This is a genomic window from Schaalia radingae, from assembly GCF_900106055.1.
GTDB lineage: Bacteria > Actinomycetota > Actinomycetes > Actinomycetales > Actinomycetaceae > Pauljensenia > Pauljensenia radingae_A.
Genome location: NZ_LT629792.1, coordinates 48,160 through 66,912 on the forward strand (window position 1 = coordinate 48,160; position 18,753 = coordinate 66,912).

Sequence of the window (18,753 nt, forward strand, 5' to 3'; positions counted from 1 at the left end):
GGAAAGAGCCTTGCAGCAGGCGTTTGAAAAAGACGGTCTAGGACTACGGTGGCGTGGTGACGGAACAACACTTTCAGTTCAGCCTTGGGGAAAGGACGCAGTCCGTGTGCGTTCACGACTCATGGCAGATGTCATCGAATCGAATTGGGCTCTGCTCGATCAACCTGAAGATCAGGAATCGAGCGTCGAACTCAAGGGCGATGAAGCTGTACTCGAGGTCGGATCGCTACGCGTCATCTTGCGCCAAACCGCGATGTGTGATGGAAAAGTTGGGTACGAGACTTTCCATTGCAGTATCAGTTTTGAGAAAACGGATGGAACACCATTACTGCGTGAAAGGGATCGGGGCGGGTCTCTGGACTTGAAGGCTCGCGATCTGCGTCCCGTTCTTGGCGGCGATATCTCGCTGACAATGTCGTTCGAGTCTCCAGAAGAAGAACATCTGTGGGGAATGGGCCAGTACCAAGAGGGTATCGGTGATCTCAAGGGAAGCACTCTTGAACTTGCTCATCGCAACTCCCAGGCGAGCGTTCCTTTTGTGATTTCCAGCAAGGGCTACGGCTTCTTGTGGCACAACCCTGCCATCGGGCAAGTAAGCTTCTCATCGAACGTAACTCAGTGGTCAGCAGAGCGCTGCGATCAACTCGACTACTGGATCACGGCTGGAGACAGCCCGCGGGAAATCAGTAAGGCATATGCCGCGGCAACCGGATTCGCTCCCATGATGCCAGAACATGGACTGGGGTTCTGGCAGTGCAAGCTCCGTTACTGGAACCAGGAGCAGCTCCTTGAAGTCGCGCGAGAACACAAGCGCCGTGGACTGCCCCTGGACGTCATCGTGATCGACTTTTTCCACTGGCCCCACATGGGAGATTATCGCTTCGAGGAGGAATTCTGGCCGGATCCTCAGGCAATGGTTGATGAACTCCATAGCATGGGCGTTGAGCTCATGGTTTCGGTGTGGACCCAGGTTGCGCACGCATCCGAGAACTGGGATGAGCTGAAGAAGAACAACCTGCTAGCACGGGCAGAACGTGGCCTAGATGTCCATATGGCGTTCCAGGGACCGAGCGCTTTCATTGACATGACCAATCCCGAGGCAAGAAAGTTCATCTGGGAGAAGTGCAAAGAAAATTACGGCAAGTACGGCATCAAGATTTTCTGGCTCGATGAGGCTGAGCCCGAATACGGTGCCTACGACTTCGATAACTACCGCTACAACGCTGGCCCCAACGTCAAGGTCGGAAATATCTATCCGCAGAACTACGCCAAAGCGTTCTATGACGGACTGGTTGAATCCGGCACTGACGACGTTGTTAACCTCTTGAGGTGCGCCTGGGCGGGCTCTCAGCGTTACGGTGCTCTTGTGTGGTCTGGTGACATTAGCTCAACATGGAAAGACCTGCGGTGCCAGGTTGCTGCGGGAATCCACATGGGTGCCGCAGGAATCCCGTGGTGGACCACCGACATTGGCGGCTTCCACGATGGTGTCATCACAGATCCGAAATTCAAGGAACTTCTCATCAGGTGGTTCCAGTTCGGAGCTTTCTGCCCAGTGATGAGGCTGCACGGTGACCGACGGCCAGTTGAAGAGGTCAGCGCCAAGGATGGCTCCTACAGACTGCCCAGCGGTGCTGAGAATGAACTCTGGAGCTTTGGAGACGACGTGTATGCCGTGCTTGAGAAGTATATTCATCTGCGCGAAAAGCTCCGCGACTACATGCGAGACGTCATGTTGGAAGCCCATGAAGAAGGACAACCTGTGATGAGAGGGCTCTTCCAGGAATTCCCGCTCGACGAGAAGTGCTGGTCCATTTCCGACCAGTACCTGCTAGGCGGAGACATCCTGGTCGCTCCAGTTCTGGAAGCCGCTGCAACCTCCCGATCGGTGTATCTGCCGGCCGGAGCTTCCTGGACTGACGCGTCAACGGGTGACAAGCACGAAGGCGGTCAGTCGATCGATGTCGAGTGCCCTCTGGACAAGATTCCTGTCTTCCTCCGAGACGACACGCATAGTGAACTAGTTGGCATGATCTAGTTCAACTGGGGTGGGTCGCGACCGCAAGGTTCGCGGCCCACCCTTTTTAATGCGACATGACAGGTGGTTGCTTCAGGTGGAGACATCTCGCGCTGCTGCGTCGCTTTTCTCGAACCAAAATGGTCAAATAAACCTAGTTAGATGAACAGCTCGAACTAAGGAGATCACAATGGAATCGGTGAGCGCGCGACTGTCGCAGGCAGGATACGAACTTCCGGAAGTTGCAGCACCGGTTGCGGCCTATGTTCCGGCAGTTGAAGACCGCGGAGTGATTCGCACATCAGGCCAGCTGCCATTGGAGAACGGTGAGCTTTCCTGCATTGGTGCAGTCGGAGAGGACGGCGCAGACCCAGACGATGCTTACGAGGCAGCCCGCATCTGCGCGCTCAACGCGCTTGCGGCAGCAGCAAGCGTCGCCGGAGACGTCGACCGCCTGGCACGCGTCGTCAAAGTCACCGGTTTTGTATCTTCCCGCCCAAGCTTCACCGGCCAGGCTGGTGTTCTGAACGGGGCCTCTGACTTCTTCCAGGACATCTTCGGAACGCCTCACGCACGTTCTGCCGTCGGCGTAGCCGCATTGCCGCTCAACGCGTCAGTCGAGGTGGAAGTCGAGTTCGCTCTGAATAACTGAACCCAGCCCACACGTCTTCCCGTCCAGGACGTCCCCTCGGTGTCAACGCGCACTAAGGTGAGAAAAGGGGGATAGCGATGCACACGAATGCCACTGAATACCCACGCATTTTAGTCACAGGTTCCAGCGGATATGTGGGAAGCAACCTCGTGCCCGCTTTGGAAGCACGAGGTTATGCCGTGCGTTGTTTCGATCAGGTGGCACCTGCCAGTGGTACGCGGGGCTCCCTCGTTCATGATGGTGTGTGCAGTGCGCAGCGAGAGTATGTCACCGGATCAGTGTTGGAACCCGCCCAGGTGGATGAGGCGATGCGCGGCGTTGATGGTGTCATTCACCTGGCGGCCGCCATCACCTTGAAGAAACGTGACCCGCAGGCGTGGAGGTTGAATTCGGCTGGACCCGGAGTCGTGGCCAGGTCGGCGCTGAAACACCACATCCGAATGGTTCACTGCTCGTCCGTGCATGCCCTCGACAATGCGACTAAAGGGGTCATCACTGAAAAGTCGCCGCCTGCCGGGCCAGATCGCCCGCTGTATGACCGCTCAAAGGCGGCAGGAAATCGAGCGGTGCGTCGACAGATCGCGCGTGGACTGGACGCGGTGGTGTGTATGCCAACCGGAATTATTGGGCCGACCGACCCGACACAGTCGCGCGTCAACGAAATCATTTTGGATGCTGCACGAGGCCGGGTACCTGCGGTCGTGGCTGGCGGCTTCGACTGGGTGGATGTACGCGATGTTGCCGGAGGGCTGATCGACGCCTTCGAGAAGGGCCAAACCTCGCAGCAGTACTTGTTGCCTGGTGTTCGAGCATCCATGTCGACACTGGTACGAATCGCTTCCGCGCTCGCAGGACATTCGGGGCGTGCGGTGCCGGTATTTCCGTTGCGGTGGGTGGACTGGCTGGCTCCCGTGGGCGAAAAAATCGGATCGTGGGTCAATTCGGATATTTTCACATCGGCATCGCTGGGTGCCCTTGAGGATCTGCCACACGTTTCAGGCGCGAAAGCGCGCAACGAATGGGACTATCAGCCTCGGTCGCTGGCAGTGACCATTCGCGACTTGCTTGTCGACGTGGGAATCGACGTGGTGGATGATCCCGGTGCCATGGTGGAGATGCGCCGCGATCTTGAGGCGATGTAGTGCAGGTAATTGAGGAATTAGGTGAAACGTTCTCGGGGCTCATCGACAACCTGGGCAACAATCGCGTTGACTGCAAGCCGGGTGGACTCAACAAGGTCTACGTGTTCAGGATCGAGAAGCCACTGCGTCTGAATTCCGTCCATCGCTCCAATCAGCGCTGATGCCGCTGCACGTAGTCTGTCATCAGAAAAAACCTTGTCGGGGTACCATTGTCGGATGGCTTCGGCGATTTCTTCGCGCAGATTGTAGAAACGCTCAATGAAGTAATCCTTTGCCGGATGGCCATCGGTTACAGATTCGGCAGACAGGACTGCATAGGTTTGCACAACGCCAGGCCGCTTTGAATTAATCTGTACGGTTCTCATGAGATGCTGAAAGAGCTCTTCACCTTTGGGAACTTCTTCCCTATCGATTTCTTCCAGATCGGATTTGTCGCGAAATCGGACGACTTCAAGAAGCAGATTTGTCTTTGAACCGAAATGGTGAAGTACCCCTGAGTGCGTCATCCCGACTCGGTTGCCTATTTCCTGGAGTGAGCCATTGCGGTACCCATGCTCTCCAAAAACACTCATTGCGACTTTCAAGATCTCTCGTCGTGTGGTGGCGCGGTTGCCACGAGGACGTCGTGATGGCGATTCAGAGACTGACATGAAGACATCGTATCGCATTGGTAACACTTCGTCCGTAACTTACTGACTTGTCAGTAAGTTGTGTTAATCTAGCTCACACAAAGACGGAATGCGCATGACTTGCGTGAACTACTCGATCACTGGAGATCACAATGTCGGCTTACGTTGGACTTCGGCGATACACGTCGGAACAGGATATTGACGCGAAGATCGGTGCTCTTGATCTTCGCTCCAAAGTTGGCCTGCTCACTGGTGAAACCACGTGGAGTCTGCCAGCGGAACCGACAATCGGCTTACGATCTGTTGTCATGTCGGATGGTCCGGTTGGCGTGAGAGGGACTGGCGGATCCGACGAAGAAACCTCACTCTTATTTCCCTCTCCCACATGTATGAGCGCAACCTGGGATGCGGATCTTTTGGAACAAGCCGGGCGCCTCATGGCGTACGAGGCGCGACGACACGGCGTGGACGTTATTCTTGCTCCGCTCGTGAATATTCAACGTACTCCCGTATCTGGTCGGCATTACGAAAACTCTTCGGAGGATCCATTTCTTGTATCCCGATCAGCAAATGCGATAATCCGCGGAATACAAAGCTGTGGTGTGGGCGTATGCGTGAAACACTACGTTGCCAATGATTCGGAAACAGAGAGAATCCGCTACATTTCGACCGTGGATCCAGCTGTATTGCGGGCAGTATATTTGGCTCCTTTTGAGCGCGCCCTCGAAGAGGTACAACCGGCATCAATCATGGCTGCATACAACGCCATTGATGATGGAGTGGAATCTAATCGCGCTACTGATCACCATCACTTGCTCACTGATGTACTCAAGAAAGAGCTTGGCTTTCAAGGACCGATTATTTCAGACTGGACCGCTACTTTAACGACAGAAGAATCTGCAAATGCAGGTCTTGACATTGTGATGCCCGGCCCTGACGGCCCATGGGGCGACCAACTTGTTCAGGCAGTGGAGGAAGGGAAAGTTGACGAGTCGCTGATCGACGACAAAGTGCGTCGTCTGCTGAGATTGGCAGATCAAGTGGGTAAGTTGGGCGAACATGTACCTGCAGAACTGGAAGCCTCAGATCACGCTGTCCTGCTTGACCTTTCCACCGCTGGGACAGTAGTTCTGAAAAACCATAATTCGGTCCCACTCAGTACGCCGCCCTCCTCACTGGCACTGATAGGCCCAAATGCAGTGGATGCGTACGTCCAGGGTGGGGGTTCTGCGCACGTGAATCCAGCACATGTTGTGTCCCCTGAAGAAGGAATGCATCGCGCATTTCCTGATGCGAAGATCACACTCGCACAGGGAGTGAATTCCAGGATCCACGCGCCGGCTCTATCTGCTGAAAGGCTAAGTGACCCGGCTGGGTGCCCAGGAGTGTTGGTTCGACAATATGACAAAGATGGGCACGAGCTATCAAGTGAAACGCAAGCGTGGAGGGGAAATGTCCGCGACCTTGTCGACGGAGCAGAGACAATTCGCCTAACGGGAAACATCAATCTTCCCGAACATGGAACGCATCGTATTGGCCTGGGACATGTGGGTACACACCAGCTCACGTTGAACGGCAATCCTGTCGAGCAGTTTGAGCGCGAAGTGAGCGACGATGTTGTTCTTGATTCATCGATCAACCATCCGTTGACGAACTTGTTCGAGGTGGAGGGAGGCTCCTCAGTTACTTTTGATGCCCAATTCTCCGTAGTGCACTCATTGTGGGGAAACTTTGCCTTGGCCTATCTCCGGCATGAACTCCCCGGGCCGACAGATAACCAGAGGATTCAGGAAGCCGTTCAAACGGCCAGAAAAGCTGACACTGTCATCGTCATGGTGGGAACGAATGACGATGTCGAATCTGAAGGATGGGATCGAACAAATCTGGATCTGCCTGGACGACAGAATGACCTAGTCAATGCAGTCCTGGATGTAGCCCCTGATGCGATCATTGTTGTCAATGCCGGTGCTCCTGTGTTGCTGCCATGGCTTGAAAGAGCTCGCACTGTGTTGTGGACCTGGTTCCCTGGAGAAGTATGTGGCGACGCACTTGCTGCGATTATGGCAGGGGAGAAAGAGCCATCTGGACGGCTACCTTGGACCCTTCCCTCCCGGGCTGAAGATGTGCCCATTCCCAATGCCATCCCGAACGATGAATCACGCGTACTATACTCAGAAGGACTGAATGTCGGCTACCGTTCCTTTGGCATGGAGTCCGGACGCGTACCCGCCTGCTCATTTGGTCACGGGTTGGGCTGGTCCACATGGGAGTATTCCAACGCAACATGTGAACGATGCGACGATGGATGGACGCTCAGTGTCGACGTAAAAAACACGGGTACACGTGAGAGCAGGGAAGTGATCCAAGCGTATGCAGTTCCGACAAATCCGACCATTGCTCTGCCGAATTACTGGTTGATCGGCTACACCAAAGAAACTATTGCACCTGGAGGTCAAAACACCATCAAAGTAGAAATACCACGTCACACATTTAGAACATGGGATGACTCCGATCATCAATGGGTGAATGTACACGGAACCTATCGAATTCTAATTGGTAGGTCGGCTACAGACATTCGGGCACAAGTCATCTTGAATAACTGACTGATTCAAGCATTCATATCGATCACAGGAACCCATCAAGTGCAAGGAGGCACGCAATGAGATCGAAAAGAACACTGATGGCGCTGGTGGCATCGCTTGCAGGCGCTGCGCTGGTAGCTGGATGTGGTGGAGGAGCAGCAGGCGGCCAGTCTGGTCAGGCTGCCTCAGGCTCTAGCGCAGCTACTCAGGGCGGCGTAGCGCTCACAATTGGAAAGCCGGATGGAACTCAAACCAATAATTCCAATCCGTTTGTTGCCACGTCGTCAGGTCGCGTCATGGGCTACGTACAGGTTATTTATGAACCATTGGCCGATTTCAACGCAGTTAAACCGCAAGAAGACTCCAAGCCTCGTTTGGCAGAATCATGGGAATTCAGTGAGGACTACACGGAAGTCAAGATCAACGTTCGGCAAGGTGTGAAGTGGACCGATGGTGAAGACTTGACTGCCGATGACGTCGCCTATTCTTTCCAGATTCGGAAAGACAATGAAGCGTTGAACAGTGACGCCCTTCCCATTGGCGATATCGCGGTCGATGGAAATACCGTCACGATCAAATTCACTCGACCTGTGTTTGTCAATGCACAGAAAGTCCTAGGAACTTTTATTGTTCCTGAGCATATTTGGAAAGACATTGCAGATCCTGTTACCGACCTCAACCAAAATCCAGTGGGAACAGGCCCATTTGTTTTTGAATCCTGGTCAAATCAAGCCGTCATTTTGAAAGCTAATCCAGAGTATTGGAACGGAATGCCGAAAGTTCCTGAGCTTCGGTACACGTCCTATAATGATAACTCTGCGCTGACGACAGCACTGATAAAAGGTGACGCGCAATGGGGATGGACATTTATTGCCGACTACGAAAATGTGTATGTAGCCCCGGATCCTGACCATAACAAGGCGTGGTTTCCAACGAATCTGAGCGTCGATGCACTGTTCCTGAATACGACTAAAGCACCCTTTGACAACCCAGCTTTACGTAAAGCAGTAGCAATGGTCATTGATCGGGATGCGATTTCGACACAGGCCTCTTCGGGCGTTTTCCCTGCAACAAAGTCAGTGACTGGTCTGCCGAGCCCCGCTGGTGATGAATTCCAAACTGCAAACTACAAAGGCAAGGAATACACGCCTGATATTGATGGTGCTAAGAAAGTCCTCATGGATGCGGGATATACATATAGCGGTGACAAATTGATGGATCCCTCAGGGAATCCGGTGACGTTCACACTTGCAGATCCTGCAGGATGGGCTGACTACCTGACTGCGTTGCAGATCATTTCTGAAAACGTCAAAGAAATCGGTATCGATGCAACAGTTGATGCCCCAAACGTTGATACATGGAATACCAACATCGCAACGGGGCAGTTCGATGCAATTCTGCACTGGACAGACTCAGGATCAACGCCGTGGAATATCTATTCCAACATCATGGATGGACTGCAGCTCAAGCCATTGGGCGAAACTGCTGCTTGGAACTTCGGCCGCTACGACTCGCAAGAGGCAACGGACGCGCTGGCAGAATATGCGACTGCATCTTCAGATGATGCGCGTACGGCAGCGTTGGAAAAGATTCAACAGATTTTTGTTGATGAAGTGCCCGCTATTGTGACGACCGCCCGTCCGGCGCTTGCTGAGTACTCGACCAAGTACTACACAGGATGGCCCGACGAAGACAATCCCTACATGTCGCCGGACCCAACACAGCCAGGCGCAGCATTGATCTTGATGTCGCTTGAGCCTGTCAAGTAATCAAATTCGATATGCATGTTCTCATTGGAGATCGTGCGAAGCTAACGGTCTGCCGCACTTCTTCATGCGGAAGTGCGGCAGACGCTGGCCGCCCCTTCATCATGCTCTCAACCAATTGGTCCCGCCTGCAGCTTCCTACCAGCGTCACTGTATTTCATGTCAAGGAGATCGTCTGATATGCCAGCAACCGACATCACACGTCATGACCCTGTGATCGAAGCACGCAATCTCACTAAACACTTTCCTGTTCGCGGTATCGCCAATCGCGGCAAGTCCGTGCATGCAGTTGATGAGGTGAATCTATCAATTCATGCAGGTGAGGTAGTCGCCCTCGTCGGAGAATCCGGTTCCGGCAAATCAACGGTTGCCAAACTACTCTGCGCGCTTATAGGTAAGACGGACGGTGACATCCTTCTGGACGGGCATTCAATCCGAATTCGTGGGCGCCGCTCATATCGCAAACACGTTTCTGAGGTGCAGATGATTTTTCAGGATCCCTTCGCCTCTCTTAATGGAATCCACACAGTCCGCTACGTATTGTCGCGGGCAGTGAGAATTCACAACCGGCATCTGTCCAGATCTGAAGTTGACAAACGTGTTCTTGAGCTCTTGTCGCGAGTTCAGCTCAGCCCTCCAGAACGGTGGATCGACAAGTTTCCACACGAGCTTTCGGGAGGACAGCGTCAGAGGGTCTCTATCGCTCGCGCTCTAGCAGCTCATCCGAAAGTTCTTCTGGCCGATGAACCCATATCGATGCTTGATGTTTCGATCAGACTGGGAATATTGAACCTGTTGCAGTCCCTGCGCGACGACGATGGAATTGCCATCTTGTATATCACTCACGATGTGGCATCGGCACGCTACTTCGCCGACCGCACTATTGTGATGTATGCGGGGCGAATCGTTGAAGAGGGTCCTTCTGAAGACGTCACTCAAAATCCTCAACATCCTTACACACAGCTCCTCGTTTCCTCCGCACCTGACCCAGATCGCCTGGCTGAAGCAACGGAAGAGGACACAACCGGTGAGCCTCCCAACCTGATTACGCCGCCTCCAGGGTGCCGATTCCATCCTCGATGTCCTCTCGCCAAGGCGCAATGCTCCACAGAACTGCCACCATATGTGCCGGTTCATCGCCGAGATGGTCTCGCAGCATGCTGGTTACTTTCAGAGGAGGCATTATGAAACAGATCATTCGAAAGATCCTGTTTTACCTTTTTACTGCATGGGCGGCATTGACGATCAACTTCATTGTGCCGCGACTGATGCCTGGTGATCCTGTCCAATCTCTCATGACACGCTACCAAGGCAATCTGAGCACAGACGCCATCCAGTCATTGACGGTACTATTTGGCCTTGATAAGGAAACATCGCTGTGGGAACAATATGTCACCTATTTTCAACAGGTTTTTCGCGGTGATTTGGGCTTGTCCTTTACGTTCTTTCCCTCGCCAGTTATCAGCATCGTTGCACAATCCCTGCCCTGGACTATTGCACTGGTCGGTATTGCCACAGTTATCTCCTTTGTCCTTGGCTCAGCAATTGGAATGTATCTGGGATGGAGGCGAGGAACGTGGGCCGATTCGCTGATTCCGCTGACCACTTTCTTTTCTTCGGTGCCTTATTTTTGGATTGGGCTTCTTGCAATTGCACTACTCGCAGTAGCATGGCCTATCTTTCCTGCGTCCGGTGGATATGAGTCAGCACTGATCCCGGCATTTACATCGACATTTATCGGATCAGTGCTGTACCACGCGATACTGCCAGCTTTTACAATTGTTCTTTCATCCATTGCCGGATGGATACTCGGGATGCGCAACATGATGGTGACAGTTTCATCTGAGGACTACGTCACTGTTGCCCACGCAAAGGGCTTAAGCGAAGGTCGTGTCATGGTGGCGTATGCAGCACGTAACGCAGTTTTGCCTCAAATATCAGGGTTCGCATTATCCCTTGGTTTCGTAGTCTCGGGCACATTGGTCATGGAAATGGTGTTTTCCTATCCAGGCGTGGGATATGTGCTCTACCAGGCTGTTCAGTCCAAGGACTATCCACTGATGCAGGGAGTGTTCCTGGTGATCACGTTCTCAGTTCTGGTGGCGAACATCTTGGCAGACGTTGTTTATGCGTTCTTAGATCCCCGTATTAGGCAGGAGGCCTAAGAGATGACGATTCAACCGACAACAGAGATGACCGAAGAGCAAGGCCTCGCTCCGGATCCGGTCACCAACGAGGGCAAGGTGGAGAGTGTCCGTGCGCCTAAACGAGTACGCTTTGTCTTCCTGCGTAACGCTAAGGCGGCAACTGGTGTAGGGATCCTGCTTTTCTTCTCCATACTTGCTGTCATTGGTCCGTGGATCGCTCCATATGATCCCAACAAACTGGGGCCAGACATTATGCAAGGCCCATCGGCGGCGCACTGGCTGGGCACGACAAACACCGGTCAAGATATTCTGTCGCAAATTCTTGTCGGGACGCGCGGTGTCATGATCGTTGGGTTTTCGGCTGGAATTATCGCCACTGCTCTTGCAGTACTCGTTGGCGTGACTGCAGGATTTGTCGGAGGAGTCGGAGACGATATCCTTTCAGCTCTATCAAATGTGTTCCTTGTGATTCCCGCGTTACCTCTGATCATCATTGTGACGGGGCAATTGCCAACGTCATCTGAATTCACGATTGCTTTCGTGATTTCAATTACTGGTTGGGCGTGGGGAGCGCGTGTGCTACGTGCTCAGACGCTGTCGTTACGGCAAAGGGACTTCGTACAGGCGGCGCGCGCAAACGGCGAATCCATGCCACGAATCGTGTTATTTGAAGTCTTGCCGAATCTGACAGCGATTATTGCTTCATCTTTTGTCAATACCGTGAATGCGGCCGTTTTGTCAGAAGTGACGCTGGCATTCATTGGAGTGACGTCGATTTCGGATTGGAACTGGGGAACAATCCTGTTCTGGGCACAGTCGAACCAGGCGCTATTCAGAGGAGCATGGTGGTGGTTCGTTCCAGCCGGGTTGTGCATCGCCATGCTGGGAATGGCATTGGCATTAGTGAACTTCGGCATTGATGAATTCGTGAATCCTCGTTTGCGTTCGACAGGTATGAATGCGCGCACGTTGAGGAAACGCGGTATTCGACCAAGGATTGGATTCACCCCTGTTGCCGTGCCTGCCACGAATAAATCCGCGCGGCAACAGCGCTCACGGGCCGACGGCCACAAACGCTTACCTTCGGAAGAAGGAGGTCACAGATGAGGGATCATATGAGCGAAGCATCCGATGTTGTTCTCGATATTCGCGATCTATACGTTGATTATGGGTTTACAGAAAACCCAGTGAGTGTCCTGAAAGGCGTTTCACTGGAGCTACGACGTGGTGAAATCTTGGGCTTGGCGGGAGAATCCGGATGCGGAAAGTCAACGCTCGCGTACGCTGCGACTCGTTTGTTGCCACCGCCGGGGGTTATCGTCGGTGGCGAAGTGATCTTCACGGATCGAGACGGGACCCAGCGGAACCTGTTGCGACTGTCTGATTCGGAGCTTCGCCAAACACGCTGGGAGGACACTGCCATCGTTTTCCAGGGTGCGATGAACTCGCTCAATCCTGTTCACCGTGTTGGAGCACAGATTGCCGATGCGATTCATGCGCATCGACCTGGGGTGAGTCGACACCAGGCGTTGGTTCGAGCGCGCGAGCTGTTTGAGTTGGTGGGCATCTCTGCTGACCGTGTGATGTCGTTTCCGCACCAACTGTCAGGCGGCATGAGGCAACGCGCGATGATTGCAATGGCTTTGGCACTGGAGCCGCAGGTTCTGATCATGGATGAGCCGACGACAGCGCTTGACGTCGTCATGCAGCGCCAGATTCTGGGCCAAATCCTTAAATTGCGTGAAGAGCTCGACTTCTCAGTCATTTTCATCACGCATGATGTGTCGTTACTCATCGAAATGGCTGATCGCATTGCCATCATGTATGCCGGAGAAATAGTTGAAGAGGCTGGGGCCCAGGACATCTATCGACGTCCACGTCACCCCTACTCGAAAGCTCTGCTTGCATCGTTTCCACCTCTACACGGGCCGAGGCGTACATTGGGCGGAATTCCTGGAACTCCGCCGGACCTGTCACAAACAATTACTGGATGCCCTTTTGCCCCACGATGCGCTTACGCAATGGATCAGTGCCGTGAGAACGATCCGGAACTTCTCTTTCCCGTGATCTGTGGGCAGAAAGAAGACAGGCGCGTGGCGTGCCACCTTCATGATGGGAAATACAGTCAGCAGGAGGCTCCTGCCGAGTTGACGAAAAAATAGTGGAAGGATCGCGAGCGACATCCGATGAGCTGCTAGCACGAATCCTTTTTCTGGCAAACGAGGAACGGCCACAGAACCACGTACCGCTCACCAGTGTGAGTGTCACGGTGACGTGATATCTGTGGCCGTTGCCCGTATCAGGTTCAGCTTGGGCATCACAACGCAGAAATGATTGCTTCGACTGAGGCTTTGGCATCACCGAAGAGCATGTGCGTGTTGTCCTTGAAGAACAACGGGTTCTGTACACCCGCATAGCCGGTCGCCATCGAACGTTTGAAGACGATGACATCGTGTGCATCCCACACCTTTAGCACCGGCATTCCCGCAATCGGGGAGCCGGGCTGCTCGGCGGCAGGATTCACCGTGTCATTCGCGCCGATGACGAGGACGACGTCAACATCACCGAAATCATCGTTGACCTCATCCATTTCCATCACGATGTCGTAGGGAACCTTGGCTTCAGCCAGCAGCACGTTCATATGACCGGGCAGGCGACCTGCAACAGGGTGAATACCGAAGCGGACATCCACACCCGCCTCGCGCAGTCGCTTCGTCAGGTCCGCGACTGGATACTGTGCCTGAGCCACTGCCATGCCGTACCCGGGAGTGATCATGACGTGCTGCGCATCCGTCAACATCTCGGCGACACGCGCAGCGTCAATCTCGCGATATTCGCCTGTTTCGTCCGAGGCTGACGCAGTCGCACCTGTCGATCCGAAACCGCCCAGGATGACGGAGATGAACGAACGGTTCATCGCCTTGCACATGATGTAGGACAGGTACGCGCCGGAGGAGCCGACAAGCGCGCCAGTGATAATGAGCAGATCATTGTTGAGCATGAAGCCGGCCGCTGCCGCAGCCCACCCGGAATACGAGTTCAGCATGGACACGACAACGGGCATGTCTCCGCCGCCGATCGCGGCCACCAGGTGCACACCCAGTGCCAGCGCGATGAGAGTCATAATGATTAACGCTGCAATGCCAACTCCGGTGAAACCGTCCTGACGCACGAACAGTACCATCAGGATGAGGCAGACGACGATGGCAGCAAGGTTGATCCAGTTGCGCCCCGGAAGCATCAACGGTGCGCCCGAAATCTTCGCGGACAATTTGAGGTACGCGATGATTGAGCCGGTCAAGGTGACGGCACCGATGAAGATGCCCAGGAACACTTCACCGAGGTGGAATCCTCCCAGCAGAAGCGCATTGGCGTCGGGTGCCAGGTAGGAATTGAACCCCACCAGCACTGCTGCCAGGCCGACAAATGAGTGCAGCAATGCGATCAGTTCCGGCATGCCGGTCATCTGAACGTTGCGTGCCTTCCAGATGCCGATCACTGCGCCGATACTCATTGCCAGCGCAATCAGGATCGCGGTGACGACCACCCCGCGTGCCGGCTGCGACGTGAGAGCCAGGACTATGGTGGCGACCAGCGCAATCGCCATGCCGATGATGCCTGAATTGTTGCCACGTTGAGCCGTCTCATGTCGGGACAGTCCGGCCAGCGCCAGGATGAAGAATATGGCGGCAACAATGTAGGCGAAAACAACGAAGTGTGAAACGAAGCCGCCCGACAGGAGGTCGGCACCCGGAATTTCAGCTGACATGAGGTCCTGGGGAAACGGTGTGACAAGGTTGGTGAACACGGTAAATCTGCCTCAGTCTTTCTTGAACATCGCGAGCATGCGGTGGGTGACTGTGAAGCCGCCGAAAATGTTGATCGACGCGACGAGTATGGCGGCAAAGGAAATGATCGTGACCAAAACGTTCGACGATCCGATCTGAAGCAGAGCGCCGACCAGGATGATGCCGGAAATCGCGTTCGTCACCGACATGAGCGGCGTATGCAACGAGTGCGTCACGTTCGTAATGACGTAGAACCCGACGACCACTGCAAGCGCCAGCACGATGTAATGGCTGGAGACCATCAGCGGTGACGTCAAAATCAACAGGGCGGCCAAGGCTATCGCCACGACAATTCCGATCACGCGGTTACGCTTATGGGACGCTTCCTTTCGTGACTCATCAGCCGCTCTGGCAGCGACTGCCGCCGGGTCCTCGCGCGGAGTCGGAGCAGGAGCGGGAGCCGCCGACACGTTGACCGGCGGCGGTGGCCACATCACGTCGCCCTCGTGCGTCACAGTGATGGAGCGAATGATCTCATCATCCATGTCCAGCGTGAGCTGACCATCCTTGTCGGGCGTGGCCAGACGCAACAGATTCACAATGTTTTGCCCGTACAGCTGGGAGGATTGTGCTGGGAGTCTGCCCGCCAGGTCGGTCAGGCCGATAATGGTGACGCCACCTTCGGTTCGCACAATTTCCCCGGGTGACGTCAGTTCACAGTTACCGCCGTTGGCAGCTGCCATATCCACAATCACGCTGCCCGGACGCATCGCATCAATCGCGTCGGCACTGAGCAGGCGCGGAGCGGCACGCCCCGGAATGTTTGCTGTCGTGATGACAATGTCGGAGCAGGCAGCCTGTTCGGCGTACAGTATTTCAGCTGCGCGCGCCTGATCAGCGTCCATCTCCTTGGCATAACCGTCACTGGATTCCTGACGGCCCACCGGGATCGGAACGAATGTGGCTCCCATCGATTCAACCTGTTCGCCCACCTCGGGACGCACGTCGGTTGCGTAGACTTCAGCGCCCATGGAGTTGGCGGTGGCGATCGCTGCCAGACCGGCAACTCCCGCACCGATCACATAGATACGTGCCGGCGGCATTTTCCCGGCCGCGGTGACCTGACCGGTGAAGAGGCGGCCAAATTGATGAGCGGCCTCAACGACGGCTCGATATCCGGCAACATTGGCTTGGGAGGACAGGACATCCATCGCCTGAGCGCGTGAAATTCTCGGCACGGTGTCCATAGCCAGCGCGGTGATGTTCGCCCTCGCCAATTCGTCGAGCAGTTCGGGGTGGCGCGCGGGTGCCAGGCGGGAAATCAGTGTTGCGCCCGACTGCATCGCCGCGATCTGCTCGCTTGTGGGGGCGTCGAGAGTGAGGACAATGTCGGCTCCCCACGCACCGCGGTCATCGACGAGGGTGGCTCCCGCATCTTCGAATAATGAATCAGGAAATTGAGCGGTTTGCCCAGCGCCTCGTTGTACGCACACGTCGAAACCCAGTTTCTTGAGCTTGGTGACGGTGTCAGGGGTGGCTGCGACAAGTGGCTGATCAGCATTGCTGGCTGGTACTCCGACGAGCACGCGTACTCCTTTGTTCAAGCAGCGACTGTGCGATGCTCGTGGCACGCGCACAGAAAGGTGTTGTGAAGAAGGCACAGCGCAAAGTTGAGCGTTGCGCCGCATTCACGTCTTTATCGTATAGGTGGAAACCGTCATGCGCCGCATCTTTGATCTGCTAATGCGTCAAAAGCTGGAAAGTCGTGGTGGGCAACGATTACCGTTAAGACATGAATTACTTCGACGACGATGACGAATCAATGGACAAGGTGGACAACCTCGACGCGGTTGAAGCAGACATTTCAATTGCAGCGGACCTCGAATCCGTATGGAAAGCGGTCAGCGAGCCGGGCTGGTGGGTCAACGACGGGCCATTCGGCGACCATGAATTTGAGCGCGGCGAGGATGGCCTGTACCGTATCGAAGATCCGGATGCCGGTGCATGGCTGATCGAAAAGGAAGATGAAGATCCGATGGATCTCATTTCCTTCCGGTGGTACCCGCTGGCAGGGGACGAATTCCCTGAAGAACGCACCACGCGCGTGGAAGTATCACTGTCCGAGAAGGACGGCCAGGTACAGGTGCACGTCGAGGAATCAGATATTACATCCGTCAGCGATGACGAGGCTGAAGTGCGCCAGGCATGGGAAGATGCGCAGGGCACGTGGGATGTTGTCCTGCCGGCACTGAAGGCCTACCTGGAAGGCGCAGCCTGAGGCTGTGCCGCTGCGCCGTACACGAACTCAGTGCGCAGCGCAATGTCGGTATCTACTTGACGAGCAGGCGGTCGCTGATTCGCCCCTCCGGGTCAATCCACGGTTGAAAGTCGACGGCGCGCCCGTTGATGGTGAATGTGAACCGTCCTGTTTGCTGCACGTCGAGTTGATCAGCACCTGAGCGGCTGGCCACCTGGCAGAATTCCCGTATCTGCTGGCGTTCCGAATCTGTCAGCCAGCTATCTGGGTCAGAACATGAATGAACACCCATGACATGCCCGAGGTCCCGGGTGACGGCGTTGACCTGGTCAGAAAGCAGGGAGCCGCGTGTTCGCACGAATGCGACATCGGGATCTGGTGCCACCAGCGAGGTCAACCAGTATCGAGACAGCGCATTACGCAGCGCATTTCTGACGGCCGGACCACTTGGATCACGATGGCGTTCGGTGTTGTCCCAGTAGGGAGCCGTGTCGGGTCCCACTCGCATTCCATCAATCAGCCCTACAGACGATCCAATCAAAGCGCCAGACCCCATGATGTAGACATCTGGCACAGCTTGGCGAATCGTACGCAGACCCTGGCGGTAGGCTTCCTCTCGATCACAGTCCTGGTAACGGACTCCGGGGATGGCGGCACCATTGAGGAAATCGAGTTTGAAGTAGGTGAATCCCCAGCCGTGTGCGCGTTTCATGACGTTCGTCAGCCACTGCTGGGCACCGGGATGTGTGGTGTCGAGTCCGAAGTATGGTTCGCCCCAGTTATATCCGGCGTGAGCCAGTGTGCCATCGGCGTTATGAATGAAGTATTCGGGGTGTTCGCGTACGATCGGGGCACTGCTGCGGGCAATGAACGGCGCCATCCACAGACCCGGCCGCATGCCGGCGTTGTGAATGAGGGTGGCACAGTGGTCCATGCCGTGTTCAAAATCTGTGTTCGCCTGCCAGTCGCCAACTGTTTTCTCCCAGCCGTCGTCAATCTGCAGCACGCGATAGCCAGCTGTCTGCGCGTGCGGCACTTCGGTTTCAATAGTGTGTTCGGTGATTTCTTCGAACCAGGAGTACCACGATGACCACACAGGTCCGCAGTCCTGACGTGAATGAAATTCTGGAATCGAATCAGCCAGAGCGCGTGCATATGCGGCGAAGATTTCGCATTCTTCCCCTATGCCGATCCACCAGGTCAGCTCGCTGTTGTCGTGCTCTGGATCCAGCGGGGCAGATGCGACCTGCTGACCGGTCACGGTGAAGACGCCGGTGCGGCCTCCCAGTGTTCCGACCACGATGACGCGATGCGTTGACGAGTCGACTGTCCACGCTGTCAGCAGGTAGGAGCGGTGGTCAGTTGTTGAATCGGTGGCGGGATCTTCCGCCGTCAGGAGGCGTTCGTCGTTGTCCCACACGCGCCACGGTTCGCGATCGGTGTACCACCATGCTGTCGGCGACCAGGAGTTGATGCCGTGGCGGTAAAACTCACTGATGGAGTGGCCATCAACGTCAATCCTCAGCGTGTCAGCGCGCAGCTGTGCTCCGGTGACACTGAGTTCGAGGGGTGACATGGATGGTGCGTTGAGGACGCAGGAAGTGGTGGTGGTTTTGAGACGCAAATGCATGGGAGTGCTTTCGGATGGCGAAGAAAGTGAGAAGGGGCAGGGAGTGCTGGAGGTAGGAGGAGACTGCGGGAGGGCAGGGTGACGTGGCAGTGGCAAGGTGCCGCCCGCAGATTGCGGTCGGCGGGCGGCACCTGGTGTTGCTG

The 18,753-nt window shown here is 55.1% G+C and carries 14 protein-coding genes; 10 read left to right on the top strand and 4 right to left on the bottom strand.

Features of this window, described 5'->3' with window-relative positions:
• Window positions 1-10: 10 nt before the first annotated feature.
• From BLT69_RS00205 to BLT69_RS00215, 3 genes are all read left to right on the top strand, one after another.
• Window positions 11-2,038, top strand: a complete 2,028-nt coding sequence (locus tag BLT69_RS00205; RefSeq protein WP_058237622.1) for a glycoside hydrolase family 31 protein — start codon at window positions 11-13, stop codon at window positions 2,036-2,038.
• A 169-nt stretch (window positions 2,039-2,207) separates the two neighbouring features.
• Entirely contained in the window at window positions 2,208-2,669 is a 462-nt protein-coding gene (locus BLT69_RS00210) for a RidA family protein (RefSeq protein WP_070726036.1), read from the top strand.
• 77 nt (window positions 2,670-2,746) lie between these two features.
• On the top strand, window positions 2,747-3,811 hold the full coding sequence (locus BLT69_RS00215) for an NAD-dependent epimerase/dehydratase family protein (protein WP_092648050.1): 1,065 nt from the start codon (window positions 2,747-2,749) through the stop codon (window positions 3,809-3,811).
• A 17-nt stretch (window positions 3,812-3,828) separates the two neighbouring features.
• Here BLT69_RS00215 and BLT69_RS00220 read toward each other — a convergent pair whose 3' ends face one another.
• On the bottom strand, window positions 3,829-4,461 hold the full coding sequence (locus BLT69_RS00220) for a TetR/AcrR family transcriptional regulator (protein WP_092649030.1): 633 nt from the start codon (window positions 4,459-4,461) through the stop codon (window positions 3,829-3,831).
• 131 nt (window positions 4,462-4,592) lie between these two features.
• On the opposite strand from BLT69_RS00220, the gene BLT69_RS00225 reads away from it, so the two are divergent.
• The 6 genes from BLT69_RS00225 (at window position 4,593) to BLT69_RS00250 (ending at window position 13,097) form a co-directional block, all read left to right on the top strand.
• Window positions 4,593-7,043 (top strand): beta-glucosidase family protein, encoded by a 2,451-nt coding sequence (locus BLT69_RS00225; protein WP_092648051.1) that lies wholly within the window; start codon window positions 4,593-4,595, stop codon window positions 7,041-7,043.
• 56 nt (window positions 7,044-7,099) lie between these two features.
• The gene (locus tag BLT69_RS00230; protein ID WP_092648052.1) at window positions 7,100-8,791 is read left to right on the top strand and encodes an ABC transporter substrate-binding protein; all 1,692 of its coding nucleotides are present in this window, start codon (window positions 7,100-7,102) and stop codon (window positions 8,789-8,791) included.
• Window positions 8,792-8,968: 177 nt separating this feature from the next.
• The gene (locus BLT69_RS00235; protein WP_092648053.1) at window positions 8,969-9,976 is read left to right on the top strand and encodes an ABC transporter ATP-binding protein; all 1,008 of its coding nucleotides are present in this window, start codon (window positions 8,969-8,971) and stop codon (window positions 9,974-9,976) included.
• A complete protein-coding gene (locus BLT69_RS00240) occupies window positions 9,973-10,953 on the top strand; it encodes an ABC transporter permease (RefSeq protein ID WP_070726026.1) in 981 nt (326 codons plus the stop codon). Before BLT69_RS00235 ends, BLT69_RS00240 begins: the two co-directional genes overlap by 4 nt.
• A 3-nt stretch (window positions 10,954-10,956) precedes the next feature.
• Window positions 10,957-12,042, top strand: coding sequence for an ABC transporter permease (locus tag BLT69_RS00245; RefSeq protein WP_092648054.1), 1,086 nt, complete (start codon window positions 10,957-10,959; stop codon window positions 12,040-12,042).
• Window positions 12,039-13,097 (top strand): ABC transporter ATP-binding protein, encoded by a 1,059-nt coding sequence (locus BLT69_RS00250; protein WP_257590340.1) that lies wholly within the window; start codon window positions 12,039-12,041, stop codon window positions 13,095-13,097. Before BLT69_RS00245 ends, BLT69_RS00250 begins: the two co-directional genes overlap by 4 nt.
• Window positions 13,098-13,252: 155 nt before the next feature.
• Here BLT69_RS00250 and pntB read toward each other — a convergent pair whose 3' ends face one another.
• Window positions 13,253-14,704, bottom strand: a complete 1,452-nt coding sequence (gene pntB, locus BLT69_RS00255; RefSeq protein ID WP_092649032.1) for a Re/Si-specific NAD(P)(+) transhydrogenase subunit beta — start codon at window positions 14,702-14,704, stop codon at window positions 13,253-13,255.
• A gap of 51 nt (window positions 14,705-14,755) precedes the next feature.
• A complete protein-coding gene (locus BLT69_RS00260) occupies window positions 14,756-16,309 on the bottom strand; it encodes a Re/Si-specific NAD(P)(+) transhydrogenase subunit alpha (protein ID WP_092648055.1) in 1,554 nt (517 codons plus the stop codon).
• Window positions 16,310-16,515: 206 nt separating this feature from the next.
• Between BLT69_RS00260 and BLT69_RS00265 the strand changes: the two genes are divergently transcribed.
• Window positions 16,516-17,001, top strand: a complete 486-nt coding sequence (locus BLT69_RS00265) for an SRPBCC domain-containing protein (protein ID WP_058237627.1) — start codon at window positions 16,516-16,518, stop codon at window positions 16,999-17,001.
• Between the two features lie 52 nt (window positions 17,002-17,053).
• Here BLT69_RS00265 and BLT69_RS00270 read toward each other — a convergent pair whose 3' ends face one another.
• Window positions 17,054-18,610 carry a glycoside hydrolase family 36 protein gene (locus BLT69_RS00270; RefSeq protein ID WP_092648056.1) on the bottom strand — a complete coding sequence of 519 codons (1,557 nt, stop codon included), beginning with the start codon at window positions 18,608-18,610 and terminating at the stop codon, window positions 17,054-17,056.
• Between the last annotated feature and the right edge of the window lie 143 nt (window positions 18,611-18,753).